The sequence below is a fragment of the Nonomuraea sp. NPDC049419 genome (assembly GCF_040676995.1).
In the GTDB taxonomy this organism is placed as follows: domain Bacteria; phylum Actinomycetota; class Actinomycetes; order Streptosporangiales; family Streptosporangiaceae; genus Nonomuraea; species Nonomuraea salmonea.
The window spans coordinates 49436-68886 of sequence record NZ_JBFAQB010000004.1; the positions used below are offsets into that span (position 1 = coordinate 49436).

Below are 19451 nucleotides of genomic sequence, written 5' to 3' on the forward strand. Positions count from 1 at the left end.
AACCGGCGATCCGGCTTGGGGCGCGGCTCAGCCGCCCCGTCGTCCCGAAGCCGCATACGAGCAGACCGGCGCCATGGCGGCGCAGCCGTACGACGAGCCGCCGCCACGCCGCCGCGCGCGTGCCGAGCATCCGCAGGAGCGCGGCGACCACCCGCCGCGCGAGCGGCGAACCGCCGCATACCCGCAGGAGCGCGGCGACCAGCCGCCGTCGCGCTCCCACGCCCGCCCCGACACGCGCGCGGTGAGCAACCAGGAGACGATCGTCAGCGACGCGCCGCGCCGCTCGCGCCGGCGCGGCTCGGGCCCACCGTCAGAACCGCCGGAACCGCCGGTCAAACGAGGCGGTGGTGGCGGCGGCTGGCGCAGGTTCCTGCCGAGCTGGAAGCTCGTCGTGGCCGGTGTCGTGGTGCTCGCGGCCGGCCTGTTCGGCATGATCATGGTCGCGTACGCCAACACGCCCGTCCCGACCGAGGCCCAGGCCGAGGCGCTGGCGGAGCAGAGCACCATCTACTACCGCGACGGCAAGACCCCGATCGCCACGCTCGGTTTCAAGCGCGAGAGCGTGCCGATCACCGAGATGGCCGACAGCGTGAAGGACGCCGCCGTCGCGATCGAGAACGACACGTTCTACGAAGACTCCGGCATCTCCATCTCCGGCATGGCCCGCTCGGTCTGGATGACCGCGACCGGCCAGCAGCTCCAGGGCGCCTCGACGATCACCCAGCAGATGGCCCGTAACTACTACGACGGCCTCAGCCAGGAAGTGTCGATCAAGCGCAAGGTCATGGAGATCTTCGTCGCGGTCAAGCTCGATGACGAGCTGACCAAGGACCAGATCCTCGCGAACTACCTCAACACCATCAACTTCGGCCGTGCCTACGGCGTCGAGGCCGCGGCGAAGGCGTACTTCCCGGGCAAGAACGTCCACGCGAAGAACCTCACCCCCTCGCAGGGCGCCTACCTCGCCGCGCGCATCCAGCAGCCCAACTGGGACCACGACTCGCCCGCGCTGAAGGATCGCTGGAAGACCGTCGTCGATTACATGTCGAAGCAGTGGCCCGACAAGTACGGCGACCTGCCGAAGACCGCGAAGTTCCCCAAGACCAAGGCGAGCGCGTCCGACAACGAGCTGGGCGGGCTCAGGGGCTACATGGTCGAGCAGGTGCTGAAGGAGCTCGAGGGCCGCGGCCTGACCCGCGACAAGGTCAGGAGCGGCGGCTTCAAGATCATCTCGACCTTCGACCGCAAGATGATGCAGCACGCGAAGACCGCGGTCAAGGAGACGATGAAGGCCTACAACATGTCCACGGAGTACCACGCCGGCCTGGCCGCCGTGGACCCGAGGAACGGACGGGTGCTGGCCTTCTACGGCGGCGACAACTATCTCACCGACCCGTGGAACGAGCCCTTCCAGTCCACCAAGCAGGCCGCTTCGGCGTTCAAGCCGTACGTGCTGGCCGCCTGGCTGCAGGCCGGCTACTCGCTCAAGAGCTACGTGCCGGGTAACGAGACCGTGCCGAAGGAGCTGCCGGGCCAGCAGGAGGGCGGCATCAGGAACAGCCACAACGTGGGCGTCGCCGTCGACGTGGTCAAGGCCACGGCGCAGTCGGTGAACACCGCGTACGTGTCGATGGCCTACGCGCTGCCCAACAAGCTCGACGACGTCAAGAACCTGGTCGAGGAGGCCGGCTTCAACCAGAAGCGCATGGAGGACGACGTCAAGGAGCACCACTACCAGTTCGCCATCGGCAGCGCCCTGGTGACGCCGGTGGAGCAGGCGGCCGGCTACTCGATCTTCGCCAACGGCGGCAAGTACACCCGCTACCACGTCGTACGCCAGGTCAAGGCGCGTGACGGCCGGGTGGTCTACCCCGAGATGGCGGCCGCCAAGCGGGTCATCGACGAGGGGGTCGCCGCCGACTCGACGATCGCCATGCAGGAAGTGCTCAAGTCGGGCACCGCGGCGGGCAAGGGCCTCGGCTCCCGGCCGGCGGCCGGCAAGACCGGCACCAACAACGACGAGAAGGAAGCCTGGTTCGTCGGCTACACGCCGCAGATCTCCACGGCGGTCGGCTTCTACCGCGAGCAGTGCGTGACGAAGACCGGCAAGGTCGTCCCGCCCCAGCACTCCAACTGCCCGGTGTTCCGCAAGGGCAGCAAGAAGTACGGCTGGGACAACCCCTACACCACGCCCAAGGAGGTCTCCCTGGGCTTCGAGGGCGCGGGCCCGCCCACGATCGTCTGGCAGAGGTTCATGCAGCTCGCCCACGAGGGCATGCCGGTCGAGCAGTTCCCCGCCCGCGCCGAGGTCGGCACGCCGGAGAACATCGTGCCGAGCCCGACGCCCACGCCGACCCCGACGCCCGAGGACGACGACAACCCGCTCGGCACCGGCGACCCGTTCGATCAGGGTGACGACTGCTTCATCAACTGCGACAACGACGACCCCGGCATCCCCGAGGGCGACGTGAGCGACGACACCGGCACCGAGACCGACCAGCTCGGCCTGCCGGACAGTGACGTGGACGTCGCAGGAGGCGGATCGGCGCCCAACGCCAGACCCAGCGGCAGTCGGCCGATGCCCGGCAGGCCCGAGGATCAGTGACGGACCCAGTGACGAGCACCGAGGCACGCGCCCCCTGGGTGGCGCGTGCCGTGCCGTACCTGCCCCTGGGGCTCATCGCGGCCCTGGGGGCGAGCCTCGCGTACGTGGTGCGGCTGCCGTGCCGTACCGGTGGGTGGAACGACCAGGTCACCACGTACACGAACTTCTGCTACACCGACATCTACCCCCTCTACTTCGACCGCGCCCTCGACACCCAGAACCCCTACTTCGCGGCGGTGCCGTTCGACAAGCAGGTCGAGTACCCGGTGGTGCTGGGCGAGGTCATGCAGGTGTTCGCCTGGATCGCCCGCGCGCTCAGCCCCGACAAGGTCGTGCAGGCGGTGCGCTTCTACGACCTGACGGTGATCCTGCTCGGCCTCTGCCTGGTGGCCGGGGTGCTGCTGATGGCCGCGGTGGCCGGCCCCGCCAGACGCTGGGACCCCCTCTGGTACGCGATCTCGCCGGCCGTCGTGCTGGCCGCGTACATCAACTGGGACCTCGTCGCCGGCGCGCTGTCCATGGGCATGCTGCTGGCCTGGAAGCGCGAGCGGCAGGTGGCCGCGGGCGTGCTGCTCGGGCTCGCGATCGCGACCAAGTTCTATCCGCTGATGTTCGTCGGCGCGCTGTTCCTGCTGACCTGGCGCACCGGGCGGTGGCGGCCGTTCCTTGAGACGATGGGCGCCGCGGCGGCGGCGTGGATCCTCGTCAACGTGCCGTTCATGGTCTTCGCGTGGGACGGCTGGCGCCGCTTCTACGTCTTCTCCCAGGAGCGCGGCGTCGACTGGGGCTCGCCGTGGCTGTTCTTCCAGAACAAGGGCTGGCCGATACTCGGCGAGTCCGACGTGAGCACGCTCGGCATCGTGTCGCTGGCCATCATGTGCCTCGGCATCGCGGTGCTGACGCTGGGCGCGCCGCAGCGGCCCCGGCTGGCGCAGATCTGCTTCCTCGCGCTGGCCGCGTTCATGATGACGAACAAGGTGTGGTCGCCGCAGTTCGTGTTGTGGCTGGTGCCGTTCGCGGTGCTGGCCAGGCCCAACTGGAAGCCGCTCGCGCTGTGGCAGCTCGCCGAGGTGTGGTACTTCGTCGCGATCTGGCTCTACCTGCTCTCGCAGCCGCCGCTGGAGCGCGACGACCTGGGCATCGGCGACGACACCTACTTCACCGCCGTCTGGGGACGGATCATCACGATCGGCGTCATGATGGCGTTCGTGGTGCGCGACATCCTGCGGCCCGAGAAGGACGTCGTCCGCGCGGCCGGCGTCGACGACCAGACGGGCGGCGTGTTCGACGGCGCCCCTGACCGGTTCACGCTGGCGTCACTGAACAGATGATCACCCGCTCGGCCACCCGGGACGCGCTGCTGCTCTGGTTCGGCTCGCGTGCCGGGTTGCTGGTCGCCACCCTGCTCGGCGCGACGCTGGCCGGCTACCCGCACCGGTGGAGCAAGTGGGACACCACGCTGTTCGTCACGATCGCCGAGTACGGCTACGACGGCGAGCCAGGACAGCCCGCCGACGACGGCCTGCCGGCCTTCTTCCCCGGGCTGCCGCTGGCGCTGCGCCTGGTGCACCTGGTCGTCCCCGACTGGGCGGCGGCCGGGCTGCTGGTCTCGCTGATCTCCGGGGCGGTCGCCATGGTGGCGCTGGCCCGGCTGGCCGAGGCCGAGGGCGCCCACGGGTGGGCGGCGGTGCTGGGGCTGCTGGCCTTCCCCATGGCGGTGTTCCTGGCCGCGGGCTACAGCGAGTCGCTCTTCCTGGCCTTCGCGATCCCCGCGTGGCTGGCCGCCAGGCAGGGACGCTGGCCGCTCGCGGTGGTGCTGGCCGCGGGGGCGTCGTGCGTGCGGATCACCGGGTTGTTCCTGGCCGCCGCGCTGCTCGTGGAGTTCGTCGTACGCAGGGAGCCGGTGCGGCGGGCCGGGTGGCTGGTGGTGCCGTTCGTGCCGCTGGTGGCGTACGCGTTCTACCACTTCCGCAGGACCGGCGACTGGCTGGCGTGGAAGCACGCGCAGGAGGCCGGGTGGGGGCGCGACTTCGCCTGGCCGTGGGAGGCGTGGCGGACGACCTGGCGCTCGGCGATGGGCTCCGACGACTTCGCGGTGGCGTTCAGGATGGAGATCGCCGGCGCCGTGGTGGTCGTGGCGGCGCTCGTCTGGCTGCTGGTGCTGCGGCGGTGGAGCGAGGCCGTCTACACGGGCCTGCAGGCGGCGGCGCTGATGACGTCGGCCTATTACCTGTCGATCCCGCGCTCGCTGCTGCTGTGGTTTCCGCTGTGGGTGCTGGTGGCGCGGGTGGCGACCAGGCGGCCGTGGCTTTTCGCGCTCTATCTGCTGATCTCGGGCCCGTTGATGCTGGTCAACATGGCCCGGTTCCTCAGCGGCGCCTGGGCGGGCTGATGTTTCTACCCGCTTTCTTCTCTTGGTAATCCAGGGAAGTTATCCACAGGCTGTGTGTAAACGCTAGAGGTTCTTCCTCAGGAACGCGATGTCGTCCGCCTGGCCCGCGCCCGGCGTCTCCACCACGATGGGCGCGCCCGCCGCCCGGCACACCGCGAGGATCAGCTCGGGGTCGATCCTCCCCTGGCCGAGGTTCGCGTGCCGGTCGGCGCCCGAGTCGAACTCGTCGCGCGAGTCGTTGCAGTGGACGAGGTCGATGCGGCCGGTGATGGCCTTGACCCGCTCGACCACGTCGATCAGCTCTTCCCCGCCCGCGTGGGCGTGGCAGGTGTCGAGGCAGAAGCCCACGTCGAACCCGTCGAGCGCGTCCCACAACCGCGCGATGCGGTCGAGCTTGCGTGCCATCGCGTTGCCGCCGCCCGCGGTGTTCTCGATCAGCACGGGGATCGGGCACTCCATGCGCTCGAACACCTTGCGCCAGTTGTCGAAGCCGGCCTGCGGGTCGTCGCTCTTGTTGACGTGGCCGCCGTGCACGACCAGGCCCTTGGCACCGAGCCCCGCCGCCGCCTTGAGGTGCTGCTCCAGCAGCTTGCGGCTGGGAATCCTGATGCGGTTGTTGGTGGTCGCCACGTTGATCAGGTAGGGGGCGTGGATGTAGACGTCGACGCCCTCGACCGGCTTGTCCGGCAGCACCGGCTTGGCGTAGCCCTGCGGATCACCGAGGAAGAACTGCACCACCTCGGCCCCCACCTCGGCGCCCCTGGCGGCGGGGTCGTCCTGGTCGACATGAGCTCCGATTCGCACCATGCAGGTAAGGCTATCCGCCGCCCGAGCAGGGTACGGCCGGGTTTGCCCGGCGGGCTCCAGGGCAGTCGGGAGACGCCCCCTACCCGAGGAGAAACCGCCATGAGCCGCTGGCGCTTACGGGCGCTGATCGTTCTTGTCTACGTCGTCGTCGGCATCTACGTCGCCTGGGTCTACGACTACATCACGCCGGGACTGCTCAGGGATCTCGCGGAGGCGCTGCTCGCGGTGTTCCTGTGGTTCCTGGTCCTGCTCGGCATCGACCTGCACATCGGCTGATCCACATATACAACGGCCCCGGACCATGCGCCGGGGCCGTCGCTCATGCGCGAGGGGATCACGGGTGCGGGAGGAAACCGCCGTGCGCGATGCCGAGCGCGGCCCCCACGAACGACCCGACCAGGCCCACCACGTTGAGCGAGCGCTGCGGCGTGGTCGCCGAGATGTACTGCGAATAGAGACCCACGCCGAAGCCGAGCGTGCCGGCCCACGACGCGATCATGTGCGCCGAGGTCCAGAAGGTCGCGACGAACGCCACCACACCGCAGGCGAGCGTGATGACGGCCAGGGCGTTCTCGACCCGGTGCGGGCGTCCGTCGGTGTTGAGCGTGAACCTGAACCGCTCCCTCTCGGAGGGCTGAAGCACATGTGGCACAGTCACCACCCCCTTGGTTTCCTAGGGGCCTTCCCACCTACCTGTGGCTGGTAACCTGGGGCACGCTGCGTTGTGATGGGTGATCCATCGCCCCGGGGTGCCGAAAGGGGCCCGCCCGGGTTCAGGCGTCAGCGTCCTCCTGTCACGGCAGAGTGTCGTGACCGCAAGAGTCCAGAGGAGGTTGGAGTCCGCATGCGTCGTTACGAAGTAATGGTCATCCTGGACCCTTCGCTCGATGAGCGCACCGTCGCTCCGTCCCTCGACCAGTTCCTCACCGTCGTCCGCAACGACGGCGGCACGGTCGAGAAGGTCGACGTCTGGGGCCGTCGCCGGCTCGCCTACGACATCGACAAGAAGTCCGAGGGCATCTACGCCGTCATCGACCTGTCCGCGGAGCCCGCGACGGTCAAGGAGCTCGACCGCCAGATGAACCTCAACGAGGGCATTCTGCGCACCAAGGTCCTGCGTCCGGACGTGCACTAACCTCCGGCTTTTGTCGGGGAAGCCCCGTACTCTGAGCCGTAACCCAAGCGAAGGCGTGCAGGAAGGCGAGCGCTAGCCATGGCAGCAGGCGACACCGTAATCACCATCGTCGGCAACCTGGTCGACGACCCGGAGCTGCGCTTCACCCCGACGGGGCAAGCGGTGGCTCGATTCCGCATCGCGTCCACTCCGCGGTACATGGATCGACAGACCAACGAGTGGAAAGACGGCGAAAGCCTCTTCCTGACCTGCAACGTCTGGCGGCAGGCGGCGGAGAACGCCGCCGAGAGCCTCCAGCGCGGCATGCGGGTCATCGTGCAGGGGCGGCTCAAGCAACGGTCCTACGAGACCAAGGAAGGCGAGAAGCGCACGGTCTACGAGGTCGAGGTCGACGAGGTCGGCCCGTCCCTGCGTAACGCGACCGCCAAGGTCAACCGCACCTCCCGTCAGGGTGGCGGCGGCGGCTTCGGCGGCGGTCCCGCCGACGACCCGTGGGCCTCCGCGACGCCCGCCCCGCCTCAGGGCGGCGGCTTCCAGGGTGGCGGCGGTGGCGGCGGCTTCGGCGGCGGCGGCGGCCAGCAGGGCGGCGGCGGCTTCGGCGGCGGCGGCAACGACTTCAGCGACGAACCGCCTTTCTAAATTCTGTCCACAAGCCCGAGTCCATTCCCGCTCTGACGGCGGGGCTCTGAAAGGAGCACCACGATGGCAAAGCCGGCACTGCGCAAGCCGAAGAAGAAGGTTTGCCTGTTCTGCCACGACAAGATCTCCTACGTCGACTACAAGGACACGGCCCTGCTGCGGAAGTTCATCTCCGACCGCGGCAAGATCCGTGCGCGCCGGGTGACGGGCAACTGCACCCAGCACCAGCGCGACGTGGCGACGGCGATCAAGAATGCCCGTGAGGTGGCCCTGCTGCCTTACACGAGCACGGCGCGCTAAGGGAGGTTCGTCGACATGAAGCTCATCCTCACCAACGAGGTCTCCGGCCTCGGCACCCCCGGCGACGTCGTCGAGGTCAAGGACGGCTACGGCCGTAACTACCTCATCCCGCGCGGCTACGCCATGCGCTGGACGCGCGGCGCCGAGAAGCAGATCGAGACCATCCGCAAGGCGCGCGACGCCCGCGAGATCCGTGACCTCGGCACCGCCAAGGAGGTCGCGGGCCAGCTGGGCGCCCTGCGCGTGCGGCTGACCACCCGCGCGGGCGAGTCGGGCCGGCTGTTCGGCTCGATCACCACGGGCGACATCGCCGAGGCCGTCAAGGCCGCCGGCGGGCCGGTCCTCGACCGGCGGCGCATCGAGATCGTCAACGCGATCAAGAGCGTCGGCTCCCACCGGGTGACCGTCAAGCTCCACCCCGAGGTCTCCGCCTCGGTCGACGTCGAGGTCGTCGCAGGCTGACCTCAGCGGCAGCGGGCCCCCTCTTCGAGGGGGCCTTCTGTATGTCCAGGCACAGGCACCCTGGCGGCATATTTCCGACATCATCCGCGTAGAATCGCCTCGTTCTTTCGCACGTCCCCCTGGAGGCAGAGGCCATGGCCCGTCCCTCGATGCTGCTCGCCATCGGAGCCCTGGCGGCGGCGAGCGTCGCCTGCGCACCGGTCGACGACCCGGCGAGCACCGCGGCCGCTCCCACCACCTCCACCGCTTGCACGAAAGACCAGCTCAAGCTGATCACGCCGGGCAAGCTCACCATCGGCACCGACAAGCCCGCTTACGAGCCGTGGTTCAAGGACGACGACCCGAGCAACGGGCAGGGCTTCGAGAGCGCGGTCGCGTTCGCGGTGGCGGGGGAGCTGGGCTTCGACCGCGACGAGGTGCAGTGGACGACGGTGAAGTTCGACGTCGCCTTCGCGCCGGGTGACAAGAAGTTCGACTTCGACATCAACCAGGTCTCGATCACTCCGGCGCGGGCCAAGGCGGTCGACTTCAGCAACGGCTACTACACGGTCAAGCAGGCCGTGGTGGCGGCGCAGGGCGGCAAGGTCGCGGGCGCGAAGAGCCTGGCCGAGCTGAAGGACGCGAAGATCGGCGTACAGGCCGGGACGACCTCGTTCAACGCGGTCAGGGACGTCATCAAGCCGTCGTCCGACCCCAACGTCTACAACGACCAGATAGACGTCGTGAACGCGCTGAAGAACAAGCAGATCGACGCGGCGGTGGTGGACCTGCCGACGGCGTTCTACGTCACCGCCGCGCAGGTCGAGAACTCCACGATCGTCGGCCAGTTCAGCTCGACCGGCGGCACGCCTGAGGAGTTCGGGCTGGTCATGGGCAAGGGCAGCCCGATCAAGCCGTGCGTGGACAAGGCCGTCGACGCGCTGAAGTCCAAGGGTGAGCTGGCCAAGATCGAGGAGCAGTGGCTGGGATCGGCGGCGGGCGCGCCCGAGCTGAAATGAGCGAGTGGGTCAAGTCAGAGCGGCAGATCGAGCGGGAGCGCGTCCGCAGGTCGCGTGGCCGCCGCTCGGCCTCGATCGCGACGGCCTCGACGGTCGTCTTCCTCGTCCTCGTCGTCTGGGGCGTCACCAGCTCGCCGGGCTGGCCGGCGGTGCGCGCGACGTTCTTCGACGGTGAGCAGTTCGTCGCCGCGCTGCCCGACGTGCTGAGCGGGTTCCTCCTCAACATCAAGATCTTCCTGATCGCCGAGGTGCTCGTCCTGGTGATCGGGCTGCTGGTGGCGCTGGCCAGGGGCATCACCGCGCCGGCGTTCTTCCCGATCAGGGCGCTCGCGACGCTCTACACCGACCTGTTCAGAGGCGTGCCGACGATCCTGGTCATCTACCTCATCGGGTTCGGGCTGCCCGCGCTGCGGCTGCAGGGCATCCCGTCCGACCTCGTGACGCTGGGCATCATCGCGCTGACGCTCTCGTACGGCGCGTACGTCGCCGAGGTGTTCAGGGCGGGCATCGAGTCCGTGCACCCCAGCCAGATCGCGGCGGCGCGGTCGCTGGGCCTCAGCCACGTCAAGACCATGAGGCACGTGGTCGTGCCGCAGGCCGTGCGCCGGGTCGTACCGCCGCTGCTGAACGACTTCGCCTCGCTGCAGAAGGACACGGCGCTGGTGGCCACGATCGGGCCGCTCGAGGCGCTCAGGCAGGCGTACATCCACACCGCCGACACCTTCAACTACACCCCCTACCTGGCGGCGGCGCTGCTGTTCATCCTGCTCACCATCCCGATGGCCAGGCTCACCGACCACCTGGCCGCACGCACCCGCAGGAGGCGCGGCGCATGAGCGTCCTGACCATCGAGGGCGTGTGGAAGAACTTCCGCGGCCACAGCGTGCTGCGCGGCATCGACCTGGACGTGGCCCCGCACGAGGTGGTGAGCCTCATCGGCGCGTCCGGGTCCGGCAAGTCCACGCTGCTGCGCTGCGTCAACCTGCTGGAGACGGTGGACGACGGCGCCATCTACCTCGACGGTGTCGAGATCACCGACCCCAGGGTGAACGTCGACCAGGTGCGCAAGCGGCTCGGCATCGTCTTCCAGGCGTTCAACCTGTTCCCGCACATGACCGTGCTGGACAACATCACGCTCGCGCCCCGCCAGGTGCACGGCGTCGCCAGGGCGCAGGCGGAGGAGCAGGCGCACGAGCTGCTCACCACGTTCGGGCTGGCCGACAAGGTGCGGGCCTACCCCGACCAGCTCTCCGGCGGCCAGCAGCAGCGCGTGGCCATCATCAGGGCGCTGGCCACGCGGCCCAGGCTGATGCTGCTCGACGAGGTGACCTCGGCGCTCGACCCGCAGCTCGTGGTGGAGGTGCTGGGGATCATCAGGGAGCTCAAGGAGTCGGGCATGACGATGATCCTGACGACGCACGAGATGAGCTTCTGCCGGGACATCTCCGACACCGTGTGCTTCCTGGACGGTGGCGTGCTCATCGAGAAGGGCCCGCCGGAGAAGATCTTCAGCGAGCCCGAGCATCCCCGCACGCGCGAGTTCCTGCGCAGCGTGCTGGACTCGGGCCGGCTCTAGCGGCGGTGCCGGCCGCCCTGGGCTTCGGTACGCGGGCGGGCGAGGAGGCTGTGGCGGCGGCCGTACACGAGGTAGACGAGCAGGCCGAAGGCCATCCACAGGACGAACCACGCCCAGGTGAGCAGCCGCAGGTTGATCATCAGCCAGAACGTGGCGACCAAGGACAGCGCGGGCAGCAGCGGCGAGAGCGGCACCCGGAAGCCGCGTTCCAGATCGGGCATGCGGCGCCGCATCACGATCACCCCGGCCGCCACGAACGCGAAGGCGAACAACGTCCCGATCACCACCAGCTCCCGCAGCGGCACCACAGGGACGAACTCCGCCAGCACGATCGCCACGGCCCCGATCACCAGCGTCACCCGCGTCGGCGTGTGGTAGCGCCGGCTGACCGTGGCCAGCCCGCGCGGGATCAGCCCGTCGCGCGCCATCGAGAACAGCACCCGCGTCTGCCCCACGATCAGCACCAGGATCACGGTGGTGAGCCCGAGCACCGCGCCGACGTCGATGACGTGGGCCATCCACCCCAGGTCGGCCGCCTGAAAAGCGCTGGCCAGCGGCGCCTGCTCGGAGATCCGCGTGTAGGGGACCATGCCGACCATGACCAGGCCCACCGCGATGTAGATGACGGTGGCGATCACCAGGCTGCGGATCATGCCCTTGGGGATGGCCCTGCGGGCGTTCACGGTCTCCTCGGCCGAGGTCGCGACGATGTCGAACCCGATGTACGCGAACGCGATCGCCGAGGCCGCCGCGAAGATCCCGAACCAGCCGAACGCCTGCCCCTCCCCGATGAGCGTCTCCAGCACGGTCGCGGGCGGGGTGTCCAGCGTCCGCGGCGGGACGAAGAAGTCGCCGAAGTTGGCCGCGTCGATGTGCGGCAGGCCGACGACGATGACCGCGCCGACGGCCAGCAGCTTGGCCGACACCATGATCCACAGGGCCCGCAGCCCGACCCTGGCGCCGAGCGAGACGATGCCGGTGAGCAGCACGAGGATGACGAGCACGAGGAAGTCCTGGGCCGGCCGCTCGTCCGGCACGCGCACCCCGAAGTTGGCGAGCGCGCCGACCGTGATCGCGCCCCACGCCCTGGCCACCAGCGCGGCGGCGAACTGCAGCTCAAGGATCAGCGCCCAGCCGATGATCCACGCCCAGACCTCGCCGAAGATGACGTACGTGAAGGTGTAGGCGCTGCCCGAGGTCGGCATCGTGGACGCCAGCTCCGCGTAGCACAGGCAGGCCAGCAGGCACGCGATGCCGGCGATCATGAAGGACAGGATCACGCCGGGGCCCGCCGTGGTGGCGGCCTGCTCGCCGGCGATGCTGAAGATGCCGGCGCCGATCATCACGCCGAGCCCGAGCACCACCAGATCGGCCGGCCGGTAGACCTCGGCCAGGCTGTGCCGGGCGCCCGTACGCAGCCCGCCGGCCTCCGAAGGCGGCAGTCTTCGCAGAATCGTGGACAAAGCACACCCCGCTCAGGGAACGCGCCCACTCTGTCCCACCTCTTGGACAACGGCAAGCACGATACGGTTACGCGCCGGTCACCAGCCAAGCGGTGCCGGCGGCGCGGCGTACGAGGGTGACCAGGCGTGCCACCATCCACACGCCGAGCGCACACCACAGGGCGACCACGCCGAGCCCGGAGGCGAGCAGCGCGGCCGGCAGGTACGCGAGCGTCGTCCACACCCCGGCCCACGCCAGGTAGCGCTGGTCGCCGGCGCCGATGAGCACCCCGTCGAGCACGAACACGATCCCGCAGATCGGCTGGAAGAGGGCGACCGGCCACAGCAGGTCGAGCAGCATCCCGGCCACCGCGGGCTCGGCGTCGAACAGGCCCGGCACCAGCGGCCTGGCCGCGAGCACCAGCAGGCCGAGCAGCGCGCCCGACCACAGGCCCCACGTGACCATGCGGCGGGTGGCGTCCCTGGTGGCGGGCACGTCGCCGGCGCCGAGCGAGCGTCCTGTGATGGCCTGGCCGGCGATCGCGATGGCGTCGAGCGCGAAGGCGAGCAGCGTCCAGACCTGCGTGGCCAGCGCGTACGCGGCCAGCTCCGCCTCGCCCATCCGGGTGGCGATCGCGGTGGCGGCCAGCAGCACGATGCGAAGGCACAGGGTGCGGACGAACAGGGCGATGCCCGCCGTACCGGCCTGCCTGACGCCGTACAGGGAGGGGGTGAGCGGGGTGCCGTGCCGGCGCGCGCCGCGTGCGACGACGACCAGGTAGACGGCCGCGCCCAGGGTCTGCGCGAGCACCGTGCCCCACGCCGAGCCCGCGATGCCCCAGCCCAGCCCCAGCACGAACCAGGCGTTCAGCGCGGCGTTCGCGGCGAACGACCCGATCGCCACCGCCAGCGGCGTCACCGTGTCCTGCAGCCCGCGCAGCACGCCGGTGCCGGCCAGCACGACCAGCATCCCTGGCGTGCCGAGCAGGCTGATCCGCAGGTACGTCACCGCCTGCCCGGCCTGCGTGCCGCTCGCGCCGAGCCAGCCCACGACCTCCGGGGCCAGCGGCCAGCCCACCGCGATCAGCGCCACGCCGAGGCCGATGGCCAGCCAGATGCCGTCCACGCCGCTGCGCATGGCCCGTCCGTGCTCGCCCGCGCCGGTCTGCCGCGCGACCTGGGCGGTGGTGCCGTACGCGAGGAAGACGCACAGGTTCACCAGTGTCGTCAGGACCGTGCCGGCCACGCCCAGAGCGCCGACCGCCGTGGTGCCGAGCCCGTGCCCGACGATGGCGTAGTCGGCGAGCAGAAACAGCGGCTCGGCCACGAGCGCCCCGAACGCGGGCACGGCAAGCCGCAGAATCTCCCGGTCTCTGGATGTAATGGGCATTTGTCCATTATGGACATTACACGGCGTGTCGCGCCAACTTTCTTTCCTCCACAGCCGGTGGATACCGTTCGCCCTGCTCAGTCGAGCATCGGGGGATATCAGGAAGAGTTATCCCCAGCCCCGTCCACAGGCCGTTCACACCCTCGGGGCACTCGTGCACAGGTTGACCACAGGGTTGTCCACAGGCCACGTTGCCGAGTGGCCAGGACTCCGCGAAACTGTCACACCGGTCGACTACAAGTGGGGGTGGTGCGACCACCTGCGAGGTGCACGAGGGGGCGCGGTGAGCATTGACCAAGAGGCCGTCGGCAGTCCGGGGTTCGAGCGCACCCCTCCGCACAACATCGAGGCGGAGCAGTCGGTCCTCGGCGGCATGCTGCTGTCCAAGGACGCCATCGCCGACGTCGTCGAGATCCTGCGCTCCGACGACTTCTACCGCCCCGCCCACCAGATGGTCTACGACGTCATCACCGACCTCTACGGCAGGGGCGAGCCGGCCGACGCCGTCACCGTCTTCGACGAGCTGCAAAAGCGCGGCGAGATGGCCCGCGTGGGCGGCGCCGCCTACCTCCACACGCTGACCGCCGTCGTCCCCACCGCCGCCAACGCCGGCTACTACGCCAAGATCGTCCGTGAGCAGGCCATCCTGCGCCGCCTCATCGAGGCCGGCACCCGCATCGTCTCCTTCGGCTACGGCGGCCAGAACGAAGAGGTCGACGAGCTGGTCGACCGCGCCCAGGCGGAGATCTACCAGGTCACCGAGCGCCGCACGTCCGAAGATTACGCGCCGCTCGCCGACATCATGCCCGGCGCGCTCGACGAGCTCGAGGCCATCGGCAGCCGCGGCGGCCAGATGGTCGGCGTCCCCACCGGCTTCGCCGACCTCGACCAGCTCACCAACGGCCTGCACCCCGGCCAGATGATCGTCGTGGCCGCGCGTCCCGCCATCGGCAAGGCCCTCGCGCTCGACACCCCGCTGCCCACGCCCTCGGGCTGGACGACGATGGGCGAGGTCCAGGTGGGCGACCTGCTCATCGGCGCCGACGGCCGGCCCACCCGCGTGGTCGCGGCCACCGAGGTGCTGCGAGGGCGGCCCTGCTACGAGGTGGAGTTCGCCGACGGCACGGTGATCGTGGCCGACGCCCATCACCAGTGGCTCACCAGGCACGACGGGGGAGAGGCGCGGGTCCGTACGACGGAACGACTCGCCCGAGGTCACACGATCGCCAACACAAGCCCCCTGGCCCTCCCCGAGCGCGACCTCCCTGAGCACCCCTACGCCCTGGGCACCCGCCTGGCCACCGCGGGCACGGACGGCGGCTCGCCGCGTATCCCCACGGCCTACCTGCGCGCGTCAGAAGACCAGCGCAGAGACCTCCTGGCGGGCCTGCTCGACACGGCGGCCACCATCGACGCCGCAGGAACGGTACACCTCGACCTCACGGACCCCGGCCTGGCCGAGGAGGTCCGCGAGCTGATCCACAGCCTCGGCCACACGGCGGCCGGCTGCGAGACAGCGGTCACGTTCACCCCGCCCGACAAGGTCTTCCAGCGCCGCACCGACGCCAACGCCCGCATCGACACCGCCGCCGCCACCCTCCACCGCACGATCACCGCAGTCCGCCCGGTGCCCTCGGTGCCGGTGCGCTGCGTGGAGGTGGACAACGCCGACCACCTCTACCTCGCCGGCCGCACCCTGATCCCCACCCACAACTCCACGCTCGGCCTCGACTTCGCCAGGTCCGCGGCGATCAAGCACGGCATGACCACGGTCATCTTCTCCCTGGAGATGTCCCGCAACGAGATCACCATGCGCCTGCTGTCCGCCGAGGCCCGCGTGGCCCTCCACCACATGCGCTCCGGCATGATGGGCGACGACGACTGGACCCGCCTGGCCCGCCGCATGAGCGAGGTGGCCGAGGCCCCGCTGTTCATCGACGACTCGCCCAACATGTCGATGATGGAGATCCGCGCCAAGTGCCGCCGCCTCAAGCAGCGCAACGACCTGCGCTTCGTGGTCATCGACTACCTCCAGCTGATGAGCTCCCCGAAGAAGGTCGAAAGCCGCCAGAACGAGGTCTCGGAGATCTCCCGAGCCATCAAGCTCCTGGCGAAGGAGCTGGAGGTCCCGGTCATCGCGATCTCCCAGCTGAACCGAGGTCCGGAACAACGCACCGACAAGCGCCCACAAGTGAGCGACCTGCGTGAGTCGGGCAGTATCGAGCAAGATGCCGACATGGTCATCCTTTTGCACCGGGAGGATGCGTACGAGCCGGAGTCCCCTCGGGCGGGGGAGGCCGACCTGATCGTGGCCAAGCACCGTAACGGCCCCACGGCCACGGTGACGGTCGCCTTCCAGGGTCACTACAGCCGGTTCGTGGACATGGCCCAGCACTGAGCCGTCCGCTCGGGCGCGGGGACGCCTCCCACCGATGAGTTCTGTGCGCATCCGTGGTCGATACGGGTGAATCGACAGGGGTGGGAAGCGCATGGAGGCAGTGATGAGCGTTGGCGGTTCCGAGCAGGGTCCCAGGGTGCTGGTGGCGGGGGCGAGTGTCGCGGGGCCGGCGCTGGCCCACTGGCTGCGCCGGCGGGGGGCCGAGGTGACCGTCGTGGAGCGGGCTCCTGAGCTGCGTCCCGGTGGGCAGGCGGTGGACGCGCGCGGGGTCGCCAAGGAGGTCATCGGGCGCATGGGGCTGGACGCGGCGGTGCGCGCGGCCCGGACCGACACCGCGGGCGCGTACATCGTGGACGCCGACGGGAACGTGCTGGAGACCCACCGCGCGGACGACCACGGCGGCGACGGGTTCATCGCGGACATCGAGATCCTGCGCGGGGACCTGTCCCGCGTGCTCTACGACGACACCAGGGACGGCGTCGAGTACGTCTTCGGCGACCGGATCGCCGAGCTCGGCCAGGACGCGGACGGGGTCGACGTGGTCTTCGAGGGAGGCGACCGGCGGCGTTTCGACCTGGTGATCGGGGCCGACGGGCTGCACTCGCAGTTGCGCGCGATGGTGTTCGGGCCGCGCGAGCAGTTCGTCCGCCATCTCGGGCTCGTGCTCGCCTTCTACAGCGTGCCCAACGAGTTCGGCGTGGACCGCTGGATGATCGACCACCAGGAGGGCGGACGGTCCGCCGGCCTGCGGCCCGTCCCTGACGCCACCCGGGCGATGGCCATGTTCTCCTTCCCCGCGGCCGACTTCGACGTCGATCACCGCGACGTCGCGGCGCAGAAGCGCCTGCTGCGCGAGCGGATGGACGGTTTCGGCTGGCTGACCGGGCGCATGCTCGCGCATGTGGACGACGCCCCTGACTTCTATCTGGACCAGGTCGCTCAGGTGGTGATGGACCGCTGGTCGAGCGGGCGGGTGGGGCTGCTCGGGGACGCGGCGTTCTGCGCGTCGCCGATGTCGGGGGCGGGCACCGGGCTGGCCCTGGTCGGCGCCTACTTGCTGGCCGGAGAGCTGGCCGCCGCCGGGTGGGAGCCGAAGGCCGGGTTCGCCGGTTACGAGGCTCGGATGCGCCCGTACGTGGAGGCCAACCAGGAGATGGGCCGGCTGCACGTCCACAGCCTCGGGGACGCCGAGCCGAGCCCCGATTTCTCCGGCGCCTGGTTCGCCGACCTGATCGAGCGCGCGATCAACGGCGTCGAGCTGCCCGACTACACAGGGGCGCCGGACTTCGGAGCTGTGACCTAACAGACAAGTCGCCACGGAATGGCGGGTGATCGCCTCGGTGCTCTACGAGAGGACTGAAGCGAAGGGAAACGCCATGACCATCCTCGTCGCCTACGACGGCTCGGCCGACGCCCGCGCCGCGATCGAGTTCGCCGCCAAGCACCTCACGGCCGAGCCCGCGGTCATCGTCACGGTCTGGGAGCCGCTGCTCGTCCAGCTCAAGAAGTATCCGCTGGCCGCGGGGGCCATCGACCCCGGCACCGAGGACGAGGCGCACGCCCAGGCGGAGCAGCACGCCAAGGAAGGCGCTGAGCTGGCCGTCGCGTCGGGGCTCTCCGAGGTGACCTACCGGGCGGTGGCCGACAACGAGTCGATCTGGAAGACGATCGTGGACGTGGCCGACGAGATCGACGCCTCGCTGATCGTGACCGGCTCACGAGGGCTGGCCGGCGTACGGTCGGTGCTGCTCGGCAGCGTCTCCAACCACGTGCTGCACCACGCCCACCGCCCGACCCTCATCGTCCCGCCCGCTCCCAGGAACTGACGGTCAGGACGCGCAGCACTGCTGGGGCGGGCACAGGCGGGTGTCGATGCGGCGCGCGCCGGGCCCTTCTTCGCCCAGCCGGTCGTACGGGTTCGCGACGGGGCACCGGTCGAGCGACAGGCAGCCGCACCCGATGCAGTCGGTGAGGTCGTCACGCAGGCGCTGCAGCTGCTCGATCCGGTCGTCCAGCTCGCCGCGCCAGGCCGCCGACAGCCGGGCCCAGTCCTCGCGCGTGGGGGTGCGCTCGTCGGGGAGTTCGCTGAGGGCGTCCTTGATGACCTTGAGCGGGATGCCGATGCGCTGCGCGAGCCTGATGAAGGCGACCCTGCGCAGGCTGTCGCGCGGGTAGCGGCGCTGGTTGCCCGCCGTACGCCGGCTGGTGAGCAGGCCCTTGGCCTCGTAGAAGTGCAGGGCGGAGACGGCGACGCCACTGCGCTCGGAGAGCTGCCCGACGGTGAGCTCCTTGGTGTTCCAGGCGACCTTCGTCATACCTCGACCTTACTTCAGGATCGTAGGGTGGTCGCCATGACGGACACGATCCCCACTGAGTTCGAGGTCCTCGACGAGCGCATGGCCGCGATCGGCGGCGACACGAAAATCGAGATCCTCCACACCGGCACCCGCTGGGGCGAGGGGCCGGTCTACTTCCCAGCCGGCCGGTTCCTGGTCTGGAGCGACATCCCGAACGAGCGCATGCTCCGCTGGGACGAGATGACCGGCGCGGTGGGCCCGTTCCGCCTGCCGTCCGGCTACGTCAACGGCAACACCCTCGACCGCGAGGGCCGGCTGATCTCCTGCGAGCAGGGCCCGCGCCGGGTCACCCGCACCGAGCACGACGGCTCCATCACGGTGATCGCCGACCGGTGGCAGGGCAAGCGCTTCAACAGCCCCAACGACGTCGTCGTACGCTCCGACGGCTCCATCTGGTTCACCGACCCCCCGTACGGCATCCTCAGCGACTACGAGGGCGTGGCCGCCGAGCAGGAGATCGACGGCTGCCACGTCTACCGCGCCGACCCGGTGACGGGCGAGGTGCGGCGGGTGGCCGACGACTTCGACCGCCCCAACGGCCTGGCGTTCTCGCTGGACGAGCGGCACCTCTACGTGGCCGACACGAGAGCCAGGCACATCCGCGTCTTCGAGGTCCGCGACGACGGCACGCCGGCGAACGGCAAGGTGTTCGCGACGGGCGGCGAGCCGGACGCGTACGACGGCCTGCGCCTCGACGACAAGGGCCGGGTGTGGGCCGCGGCCGGCAAGGCCCTGCTCTGCTACGACCCCGACGGCACGCTGCTCGGCCGCCTGCGCCTGCCCGAGCCGACCGCGAACCTGGTGTTCGGCGGCCCCAAGCGCAACCGGCTGTTCATCGCGTCCGCGACCTCGCTGTACTCCCTGCTGACCAACGTCACAGGAGCGCGCCCGGTGTGGGCCACCGGGCGCTGACTCCTCCCGCCGCGCCCCCGCGACGGCGGGGTGCGCGG

20 protein-coding genes are annotated in these 19451 nt (G+C 69.9%); 15 read left to right on the top strand and 5 right to left on the bottom strand.

Annotated features, from left to right (window positions below; all coding sequences use genetic code 11):
• The first annotated feature begins 73 nt into the window (after nt 1-73).
• Genes AB0K12_RS14250 through AB0K12_RS14260 form a run of 3 tightly spaced genes read left to right on the top strand, consistent with a single transcriptional unit; the run spans nt 74 to nt 4997 of the window.
• Entirely contained in the window at nt 74-2605 is a 2532-nt protein-coding gene (locus AB0K12_RS14250) for a transglycosylase domain-containing protein (protein WP_364559965.1), read from the top strand.
• Nucleotides 2602-3936 (top strand): glycosyltransferase 87 family protein, encoded by a 1335-nt coding sequence (locus tag AB0K12_RS14255; protein WP_364559967.1) that lies wholly within the window; start codon nt 2602-2604, stop codon nt 3934-3936. The genes AB0K12_RS14250 and AB0K12_RS14255 overlap by 4 nt, the downstream gene beginning before the upstream one ends.
• Nucleotides 3933-4997, top strand: a complete 1065-nt coding sequence (locus AB0K12_RS14260; RefSeq protein WP_364559969.1) for a mannosyltransferase family protein — start codon at nt 3933-3935, stop codon at nt 4995-4997. Before AB0K12_RS14255 ends, AB0K12_RS14260 begins: the two co-directional genes overlap by 4 nt.
• A gap of 63 nt (nt 4998-5060) precedes the next feature.
• Here AB0K12_RS14260 and AB0K12_RS14265 read toward each other — a convergent pair whose 3' ends face one another.
• Nucleotides 5061-5804, bottom strand: coding sequence for a deoxyribonuclease IV (locus AB0K12_RS14265; protein WP_364559972.1), 744 nt, complete (start codon nt 5802-5804; stop codon nt 5061-5063).
• 99 nt (nt 5805-5903) lie between these two features.
• On the opposite strand from AB0K12_RS14265, the gene AB0K12_RS14270 reads away from it, so the two are divergent.
• Entirely contained in the window at nt 5904-6080 is a 177-nt protein-coding gene (locus AB0K12_RS14270) for a hypothetical protein (RefSeq protein WP_345393090.1), read from the top strand.
• A gap of 58 nt (nt 6081-6138) precedes the next feature.
• On the opposite strand, the gene AB0K12_RS14275 is transcribed toward AB0K12_RS14270, so the two are convergent.
• Nucleotides 6139-6456, bottom strand: coding sequence for a hypothetical protein (locus AB0K12_RS14275; RefSeq protein WP_364559974.1), 318 nt, complete (start codon nt 6454-6456; stop codon nt 6139-6141).
• Between the two features lie 192 nt (nt 6457-6648).
• Between AB0K12_RS14275 and rpsF the strand changes: the two genes are divergently transcribed.
• The 7 genes from rpsF to AB0K12_RS14310 all read left to right on the top strand — a co-directional run bounded on the left by rpsF (nt 6649) and on the right by AB0K12_RS14310 (nt 10914).
• Nucleotides 6649-6939 carry a 30S ribosomal protein S6 gene (gene rpsF, locus AB0K12_RS14280; protein ID WP_026214314.1) on the top strand — a complete coding sequence of 97 codons (291 nt, stop codon included), beginning with the start codon at nt 6649-6651 and terminating at the stop codon, nt 6937-6939.
• Nucleotides 6940-7017: 78 nt separating this feature from the next.
• Nucleotides 7018-7578, top strand: coding sequence for a single-stranded DNA-binding protein (locus tag AB0K12_RS14285; protein ID WP_364559978.1), 561 nt, complete (start codon nt 7018-7020; stop codon nt 7576-7578).
• A 63-nt stretch (nt 7579-7641) separates the two neighbouring features.
• A complete protein-coding gene (rpsR, locus tag AB0K12_RS14290; protein WP_020543048.1) occupies nt 7642-7878 on the top strand; it encodes a 30S ribosomal protein S18 in 237 nt (78 codons plus the stop codon).
• Nucleotides 7879-7893: 15 nt separating this feature from the next.
• Nucleotides 7894-8340, top strand: a complete 447-nt coding sequence (rplI, locus tag AB0K12_RS14295) for a 50S ribosomal protein L9 (protein ID WP_364559981.1) — start codon at nt 7894-7896, stop codon at nt 8338-8340.
• A gap of 134 nt (nt 8341-8474) precedes the next feature.
• Nucleotides 8475-9338 carry an ABC transporter substrate-binding protein gene (locus AB0K12_RS14300; RefSeq protein WP_364559984.1) on the top strand — a complete coding sequence of 288 codons (864 nt, stop codon included), beginning with the start codon at nt 8475-8477 and terminating at the stop codon, nt 9336-9338.
• Nucleotides 9335-10174, top strand: a complete 840-nt coding sequence (locus AB0K12_RS14305) for an amino acid ABC transporter permease (protein WP_364559987.1) — start codon at nt 9335-9337, stop codon at nt 10172-10174. The genes AB0K12_RS14300 and AB0K12_RS14305 overlap by 4 nt, the downstream gene beginning before the upstream one ends.
• Complete coding sequence (locus AB0K12_RS14310) at nt 10171-10914, top strand: amino acid ABC transporter ATP-binding protein (RefSeq protein WP_364559990.1); 744 nt, start codon at nt 10171-10173, stop codon at nt 10912-10914. Before AB0K12_RS14305 ends, AB0K12_RS14310 begins: the two co-directional genes overlap by 4 nt.
• Here AB0K12_RS14310 and AB0K12_RS14315 read toward each other — a convergent pair.
• Entirely contained in the window at nt 10911-12377 is a 1467-nt protein-coding gene (locus AB0K12_RS14315) for an amino acid permease (protein WP_364559993.1), read from the bottom strand. The two genes, AB0K12_RS14310 and AB0K12_RS14315, sit on opposite strands and share 4 nt — an antisense overlap.
• Nucleotides 12378-12444: 67 nt before the next feature.
• Nucleotides 12445-13746: an MATE family efflux transporter gene (locus AB0K12_RS14320; protein ID WP_364559996.1), complete on the bottom strand. Its 1302-nt coding sequence runs from the start codon at nt 13744-13746 to the stop codon at nt 12445-12447.
• 283 nt (nt 13747-14029) lie between these two features.
• Here AB0K12_RS14320 and dnaB point away from each other — a divergent pair, with 283 nt between their 5' ends.
• The 3 genes from dnaB (at nt 14030) to AB0K12_RS14335 (ending at nt 17970) form a co-directional block, all read left to right on the top strand.
• Nucleotides 14030-16144 carry a replicative DNA helicase gene (gene dnaB / locus AB0K12_RS14325; RefSeq protein ID WP_364559998.1) on the top strand — a complete coding sequence of 705 codons (2115 nt, stop codon included), beginning with the start codon at nt 14030-14032 and terminating at the stop codon, nt 16142-16144.
• Nucleotides 16145-16247: 103 nt separating this feature from the next.
• On the top strand, nt 16248-17447 hold the full coding sequence (locus AB0K12_RS14330) for an FAD-dependent monooxygenase (protein WP_364560001.1): 1200 nt from the start codon (nt 16248-16250) through the stop codon (nt 17445-17447).
• A gap of 73 nt (nt 17448-17520) precedes the next feature.
• Nucleotides 17521-17970, top strand: coding sequence for a universal stress protein (locus AB0K12_RS14335; protein ID WP_364560004.1), 450 nt, complete (start codon nt 17521-17523; stop codon nt 17968-17970).
• A gap of 3 nt (nt 17971-17973) precedes the next feature.
• Here the strand turns inward: AB0K12_RS14335 and soxR are convergent, their stop codons facing one another.
• Nucleotides 17974-18459, bottom strand: a complete 486-nt coding sequence (gene soxR, locus AB0K12_RS14340) for a redox-sensitive transcriptional activator SoxR (RefSeq protein ID WP_364560007.1) — start codon at nt 18457-18459, stop codon at nt 17974-17976.
• A 36-nt stretch (nt 18460-18495) separates the two neighbouring features.
• Here soxR and AB0K12_RS14345 point away from each other — a divergent pair, with 36 nt between their 5' ends.
• Nucleotides 18496-19413: an SMP-30/gluconolactonase/LRE family protein gene (locus AB0K12_RS14345; RefSeq protein WP_364560010.1), complete on the top strand. Its 918-nt coding sequence runs from the start codon at nt 18496-18498 to the stop codon at nt 19411-19413.
• Nucleotides 19414-19451: the final 38 nt, after the last annotated feature.